Source organism: Gymnodinialimonas sp. 202GB13-11 (assembly GCF_040932485.1).
GTDB lineage: Bacteria > Pseudomonadota > Alphaproteobacteria > Rhodobacterales > Rhodobacteraceae > Gymnodinialimonas > Gymnodinialimonas hymeniacidonis.
Map to the genome: position 1 here is coordinate 3,281,037 of NZ_JBFRBH010000001.1, position 14,294 is coordinate 3,295,330.

Annotated in this window: 7 protein-coding genes; 3 read left to right on the top strand and 4 right to left on the bottom strand. The window is 61.1% G+C overall.

The annotated features are described in order from the left end of the window. Positions 1-89 precede the first annotated feature (89 nt). Positions 90-1,103: an asparaginase gene (locus tag V8J81_RS16820; RefSeq protein WP_368476904.1), complete on the top strand. Its 1,014-nt coding sequence runs from the start codon at positions 90-92 to the stop codon at positions 1,101-1,103. Here V8J81_RS16820 and V8J81_RS16825 read toward each other — a convergent pair. After that, positions 1,100-3,295: an ATP-binding protein gene (locus V8J81_RS16825; RefSeq protein ID WP_368476905.1), complete on the bottom strand. Its 2,196-nt coding sequence runs from the start codon at positions 3,293-3,295 to the stop codon at positions 1,100-1,102. The genes V8J81_RS16820 and V8J81_RS16825 overlap by 4 nt on opposite strands. A gap of 184 nt (positions 3,296-3,479) precedes the next feature. Here V8J81_RS16825 and V8J81_RS16830 point away from each other — a divergent pair, with 184 nt between their 5' ends. Both V8J81_RS16830 and pbpC read left to right on the top strand, forming a co-directional pair. After that, on the top strand, positions 3,480-8,912 hold the full coding sequence (locus V8J81_RS16830) for an MG2 domain-containing protein (RefSeq protein ID WP_368476906.1): 5,433 nt from the start codon (positions 3,480-3,482) through the stop codon (positions 8,910-8,912). After that, entirely contained in the window at positions 8,909-10,951 is a 2,043-nt protein-coding gene (pbpC, locus tag V8J81_RS16835; RefSeq protein WP_368476907.1) for a penicillin-binding protein 1C, read from the top strand. Before V8J81_RS16830 ends, pbpC begins: the two co-directional genes overlap by 4 nt. Positions 10,952-10,957: 6 nt before the next feature. On the opposite strand, the gene V8J81_RS16840 is transcribed toward pbpC, so the two are convergent. The 3 genes from V8J81_RS16840 to V8J81_RS16850 form a co-directional block, all read right to left on the bottom strand. After that, the gene (locus V8J81_RS16840) at positions 10,958-12,133 is read right to left on the bottom strand and encodes an acetyl-CoA C-acyltransferase family protein (RefSeq protein ID WP_368476908.1); all 1,176 of its coding nucleotides are present in this window, start codon (positions 12,131-12,133) and stop codon (positions 10,958-10,960) included. A 62-nt stretch (positions 12,134-12,195) separates the two neighbouring features. Further along, complete coding sequence (gene serA / locus V8J81_RS16845; protein WP_368476909.1) at positions 12,196-13,791, bottom strand: phosphoglycerate dehydrogenase; 1,596 nt, start codon at positions 13,789-13,791, stop codon at positions 12,196-12,198. A 29-nt stretch (positions 13,792-13,820) separates the two neighbouring features. After that, entirely contained in the window at positions 13,821-14,285 is a 465-nt protein-coding gene (locus V8J81_RS16850) for a hypothetical protein (RefSeq protein ID WP_368476910.1), read from the bottom strand. Positions 14,286-14,294: the final 9 nt, after the last annotated feature.

The window sequence follows — 14,294 nt, forward strand, 5'->3', positions numbered from 1 at the left end:
CTGAGGCGTAAGTTAGCTTAAACGGTTCGCTGAAAAAAGCCCCGGCAGCGGAAATTTGCCGGGTTGTGAAGGGATTGGGAGGGATTCGGATGGCTGAAACGGCTGATGCGCCGCTGGTTGAGGTCCATCGCGGCCCGATTCGCGAATGTGTGCACCGCGGACATGCCGTGATTTGGCATAACGATGCGGGGATGATTGGCGCTTGGGGTAATGCGGATGCCTATGTGCTGCCGCGCTCGTCCGCGAAGATGATCCAGGCGCTTCCTTTGATCGAAAGCGGCGCGGCAGATACGGTTGGTTTAACCCCCGAACAACTGGCTTTGGCCTGCGCTTCCCATAATGGGGCTGCGACCCACACGGATCGCGTGACGCGCTGGCTGTCGGACCTTGGGTTGAGCGAGGCCGACCTGCGCTGCGGCCCGCAAGAACCGTCCGATATTCCTGCCCGCAACGATCTGGTGTGCACCCATACGGCACCGGATCAACGCCACAATAACTGTTCCGGCAAGCATTCCGGCTTTCTGACCCTGTCGAAACACTTGCGGGCCGGCCCCGAATATATCGACCCGGATCATCCGGTTCAGCGCGCGATCGCGGAGGCAACCAGCGCTGTTACGGATGAAGCGGTGAGCGATTACGCAATCGACGGCTGCTCGGCCCCAAATTTTGCCGGGTCGCTAAGTGGGTTTGCCCGTGCCATGGCCCGTTTTGCGGCCGCCACAGCAGACGGCGGAGCGCGGCAAGCCGCGATGGTTAGATTGCGCGAAGCAATGATGACTCATCCCGATCTTGTGGCGGGCGAAGGGCGGGCCTGTACCAGGCTGATGCGGGCCATGGGCAACGGGGCAGCTGTCAAGACCGGGGCGGAGGGTGTCTTTTTCGCGATCATCCCGGAACACAAGATTGGGGTCGCACTGAAGATCAGCGACGGCGCAACGCGCGGATCTGAGGCGGCGTTGGCCCAAATCCTTGCCAATATCGGAGTGTTGGATCGGGCGCATCCAGTATTCACCGAACTGACCCACGGTCCAATCCGAAACCGGCGCGAGGTTGATACCGGCCATTACAAGGTGGTTAACGATCTCGCGAAATGGCGACCCTAAGCCGCGTTTTTCGAGCCTTCCCCCGGAATGGGCGCCTCTGCAATCTTCGCATGGATTACCGGCTTTTTCAGGGGCTTGGTGATGTAATCGTCGATGCCAGCATCAAGAATGCGCTCGCGATCTCCGTCCAATGCATGAGCTGTCATGGCGATGATGTGTACGCGCGGAAGACCCTGTTCCGCCTCTTCGGCCCTGATTGCACGTGCGGCCTCCAACCCGTCCATCTCGGGCATTGAGATGTCGGTCATAATGAGGTCAGGCGGATTGGATTTGAAGGCTGCCAGTAATTCCGCGCCGTTGTTGACGATCTCAACATCCAGATCGAGGCCCTTGATCATGGATTTGAATACCAATTGATTGGTTTTGTTGTCCTCGGCCGCGAGCAATCGGCGTTTTGACGTGGATGAAGGCGCGTCCTGTTCAAGCGCCGGCTCGTCGATCTTCTCCGGTTTCGCCTCTTCAATTTCGCTCGCCGGTGCATCCGTATCCTGCAGTCTGGGAAGCAGCAAAGCACGTAGATCAGCCAAGGCGATTTCAGGTTGGACAACCACAAAACCATCTTCAGGTCTGGACGGATCACCGACACGCAACAACGGCCCGTTGAAGCTGCAGGCCCGCAAAGCATCTTTCACATCATCCGGCGCCACTGTTTCGTCGCAAAGGATAACAGCTTGCGTGCCTTCCAAATCCCGTTCCGATGGCATGCGGCGCACCTGCGACGCCTCTGCGTGCAGGCGGGTCAAAGCGTCCATGACAAGGTCGGTCGCATCACCAGCCCCGCCAACCAAAAGGATGCGTGATTGATCCGGCGGAAGTCCCGCCACAGGTTCGAGCCGCGCATCGGGATCTTCCCGCAACCGCATATCGAAGCCGAAGGCTGCCCCTTGCCCGGGTTCCGATTGCAGCCACATCGACCCGCCCATCAACTTAACAAGACGCTGCGAAATCGCGAGGCCAAGACCGGTGCCATCGTGGCGGCGATTGGCCTCTTCCTCGACTTGGTTGAATTCCCCAAAGACATGGGCCTGCTTTTCAGGCGGAATGCCTATGCCTGTATCTTCGACAATGACTTGCAAATTCAGCTCATCCGGAGCGTCAGGCGGCAGCCCAGCCATCACACGCACGGTCACATGACCTTTTTCAGTAAATTTGATCGCGTTGCCGATCAGATTGGTCAGCACCTGGCGGACTCGCCCAGGATCACCAATCATACGTTCGGGCAGAAAGATGTCATAATCCAAACGCAGTTCAACGGATTTTCTATCCAGCCCCGGACGCAAAAGGCGAAAGATCTCGAGCACCATCGCGTTGAGGTCGAAACTCTCAGCCCGAAGCTCAAGTTTGCCGGCCTCAATCTTCGAGTAGTCCAGCACATCGTTGATGATGACCAAAAGCGCTTCGCCGGAATTTCGGATAGTATCGGCGTAGACCTTTTGATCCTCATTCAGCTCGGTCTCACGAAGGAGCTCCGCCATGGAGACGACACCGTTCATCGGTGTCCTGATCTCATGGCTCATATTTGCAAGGAATGTGGATTTGGCGCGGCTTGCTGCCAGTGCTGCATCGCGTGCAGACCGAAGCTGCCGTTCACGGCGAATGTTAGGCGTAATGTCCACCGCGAGAGAGACGAAATCACCTTGCGGCGTTTGCTTGTCATCAAGCCGGATAAACGCGCCATTCCATAGTTTGATGTCGACACGCGGGATTGGGTTCATCTCCCACCGGGCAATCATCTTGTCGACCCAATCCTCTGGCGCTTCGCTTTGCAGATCGACGATCCCTTCGTCGACGGCTACCCGCAGAATCGCCTCATACGTCGCGCCTTCCGACACATCTCCAACCCCGTCAAAAGCGCCAAAAAAGGCCGGATTCGCGGCGACAAGGCGCAAGTCACGATCAAAGATCGCAAAGCCATCATCTGTTGCGTGCAGCGCATCCCAAAGGCGTCTCTGCGCCGTCACCGCACGTTCTGTCACGACCTCGAGCTGCGCTTCCGTTTCGCTGGCAAGGCCGCGCAGGCTTTCGTTTTCTTCCCTTTGTTCAATGACTTGATGCGAAAGGGCATCGGCATGTTCGGCAAGTTTGCGGTTGGCCTCGTACAATTCCTCCGAACGCAGCGCGAGCAATTGCTCGGCCTGAAGCCGGGCGCGGCGTTCTTGCGCCATACGCTCCATCATGCTGCTCGAAGTCATTTTTGTGCGTCACGCGAATGGGTTTCGTCCGGTGAAATGTTTTGGGGGGAGTCGCTGAAAATACAGTTAATCGTGAATGACGAGTCAGGGATTCCTCCATAGCCACGTGGGAATCATGGACTCCGCGCGCGCGTGCATGGCAGCATCATCTTCAATTATTTGATGGATTTGTGGGGTGCGCTGGATGCGTCGTTTTTCGGTCGCTTGGGCTATTGGAATTTTGCTTCTTCTGTCCGGCCCAATCGCCGCGCAAACGATCCCGGACCGAACGGTCACGATCCTTAGAGACACCGATTTTCCGGGCGGTGATATGCGCCCGATCTTCGACACGACGCTGACCGCTTGCGATGCTGCATGTCGCGCCGACCCGGATTGCATCGCCTTTACGTTCAATAGCCGCACCAACGCTTGCTTCCCCAAGTCGACCGTCGGCGAAAGTGAAGTTTACGCGGGTGCCTTTTCGGGCCTGATCCGTCAAACGGACACGGCGTTGTTCACCCGCGCATCCGAACGTCGTGCCGCGATGACCTTCCTGAGCACGGCAGATTTCGAAGATGCCTTTGCACAGGCCGATACTCTGGGGCTGGTCCACTATGGCGGGCGCTTCCCGGCGGAAGATTGGCGGCGCAGCGCGCAAAACGCCTTCGCAGATGGCGACGTGGTCGGAGCCATGCGCCGCATCGGGGCCGCGATCACCGTGGACGGGGACGCCAATGATTGGATCACCTACGCCACTTATCTTCTGGCGATTGAGGCGGAGAACAGCTCAGAGCAACGGCAATTTGAGCGCCGCGCCTTACAAGCCGCGATCAACGCCACCCTTCGCACGGATCCGGGTGAGCCGCTGGCGCTCGCGAATGATCTTTTGGCCGAGGCGCTTGAGCGCAACGGGCGCGGACGCGACGCGATATTTGCTGCGGATATGGCCTTGGCCAATGACCCGTCCGAGGCACGCACGGAAGCTGCAAACCGCCTACGTGGCCTTTATGGGTTCCGCGTCACCGATACCCGCGTCGATGTTGAAGCCGACTTTCCCCGCATCTGCGCAATCTTTTCTGAGGATCTCGCAGCGGGCGGTGTGATCTACGATGATTTCCTGCAATCCACCGCATCTGGCCTCGCTGTTGAGGCTGAAGGACGACAGCTTTGCATTTCAGGGGTGTCTCACGGCGAGCGGTTGGAATTCACCCTCCGGGCCGGACTGCCCGCTGCATCGGGAGAGGTTTTGCACGAACCCGTAGCACTTCAGCAATACGTTCGCGATCGCTCCGCCTCGGTCCGCTTTGCGGGTCGCGCCTATGTTCTGCCTGCCTCGGCGGGAGGCACGATCCCGCTGGTTGCGGTCAATACAGATGTCGTTGACCTGAACCTCTACCACGTCTCAGACCGTAACATTCTGCGCAGTCTTCAGGACCGCTATTTCGGGCGCCCCTTGGCAGAATGGCAGATCGACCAATTCGCCGATGAAATTGGTGAAGCCGTTTGGCAGGGTGAGGCTGAAGTCGCCGTGGAACAGAACCGGGGCGTCACCACGCGGATCCCCATTGGTGATGTTCTGGAAGGTCGTGCGCCCGGACTTTATGCGTTGGAGGCCCGTGTCGGTGGAGCAGGATCGTCTGAAGGCGGGGCGACGCAATGGTTCCTTGTCAGCGATCTGGGCCTTTCATCGGCCAGCGGCGTGGACGGGGTCCATGTCAGCGTGACATCGCTAACGACCGCACGGCCGCTCGAAGGTGTCGATGTCGACCTCGTCTCAGAGTCGAACAGGGTTCTGGCGACCTCGACAACCGATGCCGCCGGCTACGCTGTGTTCGCAGGCGACATCGCCGCCGGGCAAGACGGCGCTGCGCCTGCACTTCTGATTGCACGGACGGGTGACACCGATCTGGCCTTCCTGTCCTTGCGAGAGGCGGAGTTTGACCTTTCAGATCGTGGCGTGGAAGGGCGTGAACCGGCTGGCCCGATCGACGTTTTCCTGACGACTGACCGAGGCGTCTACCGCGCGGGTGAGACGGTCCATGCCACCGCGCTGGCCCGCGATCCGCAGGCGCAAGCCATCACCGGCCTGCCTCTGACCGCGATCCTGACACGTGCCGATGGCGTGGAATACAGCCGGACTCTGCTGCAGGAGGAAGGCGCGGGTGGTTACGTCTTTTCCCTCCCCACCGGTCCAGAGGTTCCACGCGGGACCTGGCGGCTGGCCATCCACGCCGATCCCGATGCCGCCCCTCTGACCACGACGCGATTGCTGATCGAGGATTTCTTGCCCGAACGGCTCGATCTCGTCCTGAGCCTGCCGTCCGATACGTTCGCCCCCGGTGCCGCACCGATCACGGATTTCATTGCAAATTACCTTTACGGCGCGCCCGCCGAGGGACTCCCGATCAGTGGCCGCATGTCCCTGCGTCCGACTCAGTTCCTCCCGTCGCATCCAGGCTATGCCTTTGGCCGTCACGATGCGCCACCCGACGCAGAATTCGCCAGTTTCGGCCCGCTTGAGACAGATGTAGCGGGCCGCACTGCGGCAAGTCTCGCATTTCCGGCGTTCTCCGGCGCACCCTATCCCGGTCAACTGACAGTTACTGCAGAAATCACAGAAGCCTCAGGCCGCCCGGTCGAACGGCGGGAAACAGTCACGGTTCTGCCCGAAGGCCCCGCCATCGGTATCCGGCCACTGTTCGATGGCACCCTTGCCGAAGGGGTCGAAGCCCCGTTTGACTTGATTGCTATTGGGACGAGCGATCCAATGCCTGCACGATGGACCCTGAACCGGGTCGAACGGCGCTATCAATGGTACCGCCAAAACGGCAATTGGTCTTGGGACCCTGTCACAACCCGTGAACGAATTGCCGAAGGCGAAGTCACACTAGGGCGCGATCCCACGCGCCTTGATCTGCCTGTCGATTGGGGCCGGTACGAACTCCGCGTCGAAAGCGACTTTGGCGGTTTCACGATCAGTTCCGTCGGCTTTTCCGCCGGATATTACGGGTCCGATGATGGTGGCGATACGCCTGATGTTTTGGACGTGAACCTTAATGCCGACAGCTACCGGCCAGGGGACACCGCTAACCTGCGCGTTTCGGCTCTGTCAGGCGGTTTATTGACAGTTCAAGTCGTCTCAAATCGCATGATCCACCGCGAATCTGTTGTCTTTGAGGGCTCTCCGATGACCATTCCGCTTGAGGTCACGGAGGAGTGGGGATCAGGGGCATATGTCACCGCGTCTCTGATCCGTCCCTTCGGCGAAGCTGATACGCCAGCACCCACCCGCGCCATCGGCATTGCCCATGCCAGCGTCGATCCCGGTCCACGTGCGCTGGACGCAACACTTGAAGTGCCTGAGGTAACGCGCCCTCGCGGCCCCCTCGACATCGCGTTGCGGGTCGAAGGCGCGCAGCCAGGCGAGACTGTCTACGCCACGATCTCCGCTGTAGACCTCGGCATCCTGAACCTTACGAGTTTCGAAGCCCCCGATCCGCAAGGCTACTATTTCGGGCAACGCCGCCTCAGTATGGCGTTCCGTGATCTTTATGGACGCCTGATTGACAGCCGTGATGGGGCTGAGGGCCGTATCCGCCAGGGCGGTGATGCAGGCGCGGGCCTGCGGATGGAGGCCTCCCCGCCGACCGAAGATCTTGTCGCGCTGTTCTCCGGCCCGCTCATCGTTGGCGACGACGGTTATGCCCGCACCAGTTTTGATCTACCCGCCTTCAACGGCACCGTGCGAGTCATGGCGACGGCTTGGTCCGAGACTGGTGTTGGGCAGGCCACACAGGATGTCATCGTCCGTGATCCTATCGTTGTCACGGCAACCGCACCTCGTTTCCTCGCACCCGGCGATACGGCGCGTATCTTGCTGGAAGTCACCCATACCGAAGGCCCGACCGGAACCATGCCGCTTGAGATCCAGGCCAATACCGGCATTCAGATGTTCGGCCAGTTGATCCCGGAGGTCACGCTGAGTGAAGGACAGACGCAGCGCATCCCGATTTTGTTCGAAGCCGCAGATCGGCTAGGGGACGCAACCGTCGCATTCACGCTGACCACACCAGATGGCACCGAACTGGTGCAAGAGGTCTCCATTCCACTGCAAATCAACGACCCGCTCGTTGCAGAAACCACGCGCGTGACCCTTGAACCCGGCCAAAGCTTCACGCTCGATGCCGCAGCCTTTGCCGATATTCGTCCCGAAACCGCCCGTGTGACCCTATCGGCAGGGCCGCTCGCTCGCTTCGACGCGGCCGGCCTTTTGCAACGGCTCGACCGCTACCCTTATGGCTGCACCGAACAGGTCACGAGCCAGGCCCTTCCGCTCCTTTATCTCTCCTCCGTGGCCGAGATCATGGAGCTTGGCACAGCCGATGACCTTAACGACCGCATCGCCAATGCCATCCGCTCTGTCCTGACGAACCAAAGCGCCAATGGCGGCTTTGGCCTATGGCGGGCCGGGTCAGGCGATCTTTGGCTTGATGCGTACGTGACCGATTTCCTCTCGCGCGCACGGGCGGAAGGGCATGAGGTGCCGTCTAACGCCTTCCAGACCGCCCTCGACAACCTCGCCAACCGCGTTGCGGGACACCCAGACTTTGAGAATGGTGGTGAGGGGCTGGCCTATGCGCTGATGGTTCTCGCCCGCGAAGGACAGGCCTCGATGGGCGACCTACGCTATTACGCAGACGTCAAAGCACAGGATTTCGCCACGCCACTTGCGCTGGCCCAGCTTGGCGCGGCACTTGCCATGTACGGCGACCAGCCCCGCGCAGACGCCATGTTCACCGCCGGGTTCACGCGACTGACCCTGACCGGCAATGGCGGCGACGTTTCCGGTTGGCGCACCGATTACGGCACACGACAGCGCGATGCCGCAGGCTTGGTCGCACTCGCCGCTGCCGCCGGATCTGACACGATCAACGTTCCGGCCTATGCGCCCGAAATCACCGTGCCCGTGTCTGAGGCCTCAACGCAAGAAGCTGTCTGGTCCCTGCTTGCCGCCCATGCGCTGATCGACAATCCAGCCACCCAAACGCTGACGCTCGACGGCGCACCGGTGTCCGGCCCACTGATCGAAGTGCTTGAAGGTGGTGATGCGACGCCCCGCATCATCGAAAACACCGGCCCGAATGATGAGCTTCTGACCCTCACCCGGTTCGGCCAGCCCTATGGTGAGGTCGAGCAATTTGGCAACGGCTACCGCATCGACCGCGAATACTACACACTGGACGGCAACGCGACCGATCCCGGCCAGATCGCCCTTGGCTCGCGTATGGTCGTTGTGCTGGAAGTGCGCCGCACCGGCGCACCGGACGGGCGCTTGATGGTCAATGATCCGCTCCCCGCCGGATACGAGATCGACAATCCAAACCTTCTACAGTCGGGCGATGTCGCAGCCCTGCAAGGCGTGGACTTCCCGGTCTCGCCCCAGATGTCCGAGTTCCGCGCGGAACGCTTCCTGTCCGCCGTGGACATGCGTGGCGACACGGACCTTATCCGCCTGGCCTATATCGTGCGCGCTGTGACGCCGGGCTATTTCCACCATCCCGCCGCGTCCGTCGAAGACATGTATCGCCCCACTTACCGAGCGCAAACCACCTCGGGGAATGTCGAAATCATCGAATGATTCGTCAGATCGCAGCCACGCTTGCCCTTCTTTGTGCGACATTTTTCGTTGGCACGGTCCTGTGGGTGGATGATTGGATCGACCGGACGGAGCTCCCGCCGCTTGCGCTGGAGACCGGTGTCGAAGTGCTCGACCGCGACGGCGATCTGCTGCGCGCTTACACCGTGGAGAATGGCCGCTGGCGCCTGCCGATCAGCTACGACGCGGTTGATCCAACCTTCATCGAAATGCTCGTTGCCTATGAAGACCGCCGCTTCTGGACCCATCCGGGTGTCGATATCCGCGCGTTTGCCCGTGCTGCCTATCAACGCATCACCACGGGCCGCGTGATTTCGGGCGGCTCGACCCTGACCATGCAAGTCGCCCGTCTATTGGAGGATTCCGGCACGGGGGCATGGGGCGGCAAGATCCGCCAGATCCGCCTTGCCTTGGCCCTCGAACGTCACCTGAGTAAAGAGGAAATCCTGACCCTCTACCTCCATCTCGCGCCCTATGGCGGCAACCTCGAAGGCGTGCGCGCTGCGACGCTGACATGGTTCGGGACGGAACCGGATCGTTTGACTGCCGCACAATCCGCCCTGCTGGTCGCCATCCCGCAGGCCCCGAATTCCCGCCGCCCCGACCGCTTTCCGGAAGCGGCTGAGATCGCACGCAACCGCGTCCTGTCGCGCGCAGTGACGTTCACCGACCTGACAGAGGCACAGATCGCCTGGGCGCGCGAGGAACCCATCCCGACCGAGCGTCGGCCGTTCCCAGCACTTGCCGCCCACCTTGCCGACCGCGCGCTTCTTGAACGCCCGGCACAGGGCACCCATCACCTCACCCTCGACCGGGACCTTCAGGCACAAATGGAACGCCTCGCCACACGCGCCGTCACGGGTCTCGACCCGCAAATCAGTGCTGCAATCATGGTCATGGACCACGAAACCGGCGCGCTTTTGGCAAGTGTCGGCTCTCCGGACTACACGGACATGCCCCGTGATGGCTTCGTTGATATGACCCAAGCCGTCCGCTCCCCCGGCTCTGCCCTCAAACCGCTGATCTACGGTCTCGCCATGGATGCAGGCCTGATCCACCCGGAAACTCTGATACGAGATCGCCCGATCTCCATCGCAGGCTACGCACCGCAGAATTTTGATGAGGTTTTTCGTGGAGAGGTGACTGCGTCTGAGGCCCTCCAACTATCGCTGAATATCCCTGCCGTGACACTCCTCAACGAGGTCGGCCCACATCAAATGCTCGCCGCCATGGGCCGCGCCGATATGGATGTCTCTCTCCCGTTGGGCGAGGAACCCGGTCTCGCCATCGCCCTTGGCGGGATCGGCACCACGATGGAGGATCTCATGCGTCTTTATGCCGGGATCGCGCGTGGCGGGGTGGCCGCGCCACTCCATTGGCGTGAAGGCGAGGATGCGGGCGAAGGTCAACGCATCCTGTCTTACACTGCCGCTTGGCATCTGGGCGATATGCTCTCAGGCGTCGTGCCGCCGCCAAACGCCCCGCGCGTGGGCCTCAGCTACAAGACCGGCACCAGCTATGGGCACCGCGATGCATGGGCGTTCGGGTTCGACGGGCAGCATGTGATCGGCGTCTGGATGGGCCGAGCCGATGGCGCGTCGGTCCCTGGGGCCTTCGGCGCAGAACTCTCCGCGCCGCTGCTGTTCGAGGCATTCGCCCATCTCGGAGACCGTCCAACCCCGCGCCCGGCACCCCCTTCTGGCGCGCTGACGCTCACGAATGCCCAACTGCCGGACACGCTACGACGGTTCGATCCCATTGCAGACGTAGCCGAAGCTGGTGGCCCGGCGATCACCTTCCCGCCCGAAGGCGCGGTCTTGGCCTATCAGCCCGGCCTGCCCGTCATGGCCCGCGTGGCAGAGGGGCAGGCCCCCTTCACATGGCTCTGGAACGGCGCGCCGGTTGGTGTTGGTCTCCGCGACCGCGAAGTCGCCTTGGACATCGGCCTCGGGTTCGGAGAGCTCACAGTTATCGATGCCACTGGCCGTGCCGAAAGCCGCGCGGTTGAGATCAGTCAGTAGGCGCGCTCACACCCGCTCAATCGCCAGCGCGATTCCTTGTCCGCCGCCGATGCACATGGTGATCAATGCCTTCGATCCGCCAATCCGCTCCAGCTCGTAAAGCGCTTTCACCGTGATGATCGCACCGGTCGCACCCACCGGATGACCCAGCGCGATTGCACCCCCATTCGGGTTCACTTTCTCCGGGTCCAGACCAAGACCGTTGTTCACGGCAATCGCCTGCGCTGCGAAGGCCTCATTGGATTCGATCACGTCGAAATCCCCGATGCTTAAACCCGTCTTTGCCAAGAGGTTCTCGACCGCTGGCACCGGGCCAATCCCCATCACCTCGGGCCGCACACCGGCATGGGCGTAGCCCAGAACGCGCGCCCTCGGCTTCAGGCCAGCCTTCTCAACCGCTTCGCCGCGCGCCAACACCAAAGCCGCCGCGCCATCGTTGATGCCCGACGCATTGCCCGCCGTCACACGCCCGTCCTTCTGGAACACGGCCCGCAGCCCCGCCAAAGCCTCAAGCGAGGTCGCTTTGGGGTGCTCATCGACCTCGAACGGGACCATGTCCCGCTTCACACGCACCTCTACCGGCACGATCTGGTCGGCAAAGTAGCCCTGCTCGATCGCGTTTGCCGCCCGCTCCTGCGAGGCCATGGCGAACGCATCCATCTGCTCCCGCGTCACGCTGTGCTCATCGGCCACGTTCTCTGCCGTCACACCCATATGCCCCGTCCCGAACGGGCAATTCAGCGCACCAAGCATCATGTCGAGCGTCTTCACGTCGCCCATCTTCTGCCCAAACCGAGCCTGCGGGATCACGTAGGGTGAACGGCTCATGCTTTCCGCACCACCGGCCAGACCGAACTCCGCGTCCCCCATCGCCAGCGACTGGATCACCGAAACAATCGCCTGTGCCCCGGACCCGCACAGACGGTTCACGTTCATCGCAGGCACCGTTTCCGGCACGCCCGCCTGCATCGCGGCCACGCGGCTCAGATACATATCGCGCGGCTCGGTATTGATGACATGGCCGAATGTCACATGGCCGATCTGGCCCGCTTCGACCCCGGCACGCTCCAACGCTGCCTTTGCGGCAACTGCGCCCGTGTCGATCGGCGTGGTGCCCGCCAGCGATCCACCGAATGTCCCGATTGCCGTGCGCGCGCCCGACAGGATGACGATCTCGTCCATGAAAAATCCCTCCGCAATTACTTGCGAAGGGTTAGAGCATCAATCAGCCGCCAGCGCCAATTTTACGCCGCGTCGAACTGCAGCGGCTGCACGCTTTGGAACAAGCCGGTGTCCATCAGGTCCTTCAACGCTTTCGCAGGCGGCGGTGCATCGAGGTACAAAAGCGCAATCGCCTCGCCCTTCGGCCCCGACCGGCCCAGCGTAAAGTTCGCGATGTTGACCTCATTCGCCCCCATCGTCTGACCCAGCGCACCAATGATCCCCGGCACGTCCTCGTTGGTGGTGTAGAGCATGTGCTCCCCGATCTCGGCATCGATGTTGATGCCCTTGATCTGAATAAACCGCGGCTTTCCATCGCTGAAGCAGGTCCCCGCAATGGACCGCTCGCGCTTGTCCGTCTTCACGACCAGCCGAATATAGCCATCGAACACGCCGGTCTTGTCCTGCGTGGTTTGGCTCAACTCAATCCCCCGCTCTTTCGCGATCACAGGAGCTGAGACCATGTTCACATCCGGGTTCGTCGCCTTCATCACACCGGCAATCGCCGCACAATCGAGCGCCTTGAGATTCATGCCCGTGACCACGCCGTTGTAGACAATCTCGATGCTTTTGATTGGCTCGTCTGTCAGCTGGCCCACAAACGCACCCAGATGCTCGGCCAGTTTCACCCAAGGCCCCATTATGGCGGCTTCCTCGGCGGTGACGCTCGGCATATTCAGCGCGTTGGAAACGGCACCGGTCAGCAGATAGTCTGACATCTGCTCGGCCACTTGCAGCGCCACATTTTCCTGCGCCTCAGTCGTCGCCGCGCCAAGGTGAGGCGTCACAACGACATTCGGCAGGTTGAACAGTGGGCTATCGGTGGCAGGCTCAACCGCAAAAACATCGAACGCCGCGCCAGCGACGTGGCCGGATTTCAGCGCCTCGGCCAAAGCGTCCTCATCCACCAAGCCACCGCGCGCGCAGTTTACGATCCGCACGCCCTTCTTCATCTTGGCAATCGCCTCGGCCGAGATCATGCCGCGCGTCTTGTCCGTTGCAGGAACGTGCAGGGTGATGAAATCGGACCGCTGGAACAACTCGTCCAGTTCGACCTTGGTCACGCCCAGCTTCGCCGCGCGCTCCTCGCTCAGGAACGGATCATAGGCGATCACCTTCATGCGCAGGCCAACACCGCGTTCACATACGATCCCGCCGATATTGCCCGCCCCGATCACGCCAAGTGTCTTGCCGGTCAGCTCGACGCCCATGAATTTCGACTTCTCCCACTTGCCAGCATGGGTAGACACCGACGCCTCCGGAATCTGGCGCGCCACCGCAAACATCATCGCAATCGCATGTTCCGCAGTGGTGATCATGTTCCCGAAGGGCGTGTTCATCACGATGATGCCCTTCTTCGACGCGTTTTGGATATCGACATTGTCGACGCCGATACCGGCACGCCCCACAACTTTAAGGCGATCAGCTTGCGCAATGATCTTCTCCGTCACCTTGGTGGCAGAGCGGATGGCAAGGCCATCATATTGGTCGATCACGGACATGAGCTTTTCCTTATCCTTACCGATGGTCGGATCGAAGGTCACGTCGATGCCGCGATCACGGAAGATCTGGACGGCGGTTTCACTCAGTTTGTCAGAGACGAGTACTTTGGGGGCCATGTCAGGCACTCCTTCAAAACGGGTTGGGGTTAGCCTTTCAGGGCTTTGTCCACATATTGGGATGGGGTTGGTTCATTGGTTCCGAGCTCTTTGAGCCAATCGGGATCGGGCCAGAAGAAAAGGTCGGAGTTGCCATGCGGCGTGTTCGCCTCGAACAGCGCCAGATAGTAGGTCTGGTGTGCGAAATCGTCGGGCTCCACGATCAGCGCAGCCAATGCCTCCAGCTCGCCCCGCGAAATGCCGGGAACGCATTCTGCAACCGGCGCCAATGCTTCTTCGGCGGCCTCTTCTGCCGACATGGACGCGTACAGGCTTTCGTACCGCTCCGCCGGAATGTCCGACCGTCCGGCAATACGATTGTGCTCGGCCATAAGCGCGGAAGTATCCGCGCCCTCCTCCAAGGCCTGCACAATGCGCTCAATGCAATTGCTCAGGTCTTTGGTCAAAGCCGGATCACGCGGGCCCGGCCGCAGCCTTGCTCGAAGCTCAGTCATATCTGTTCT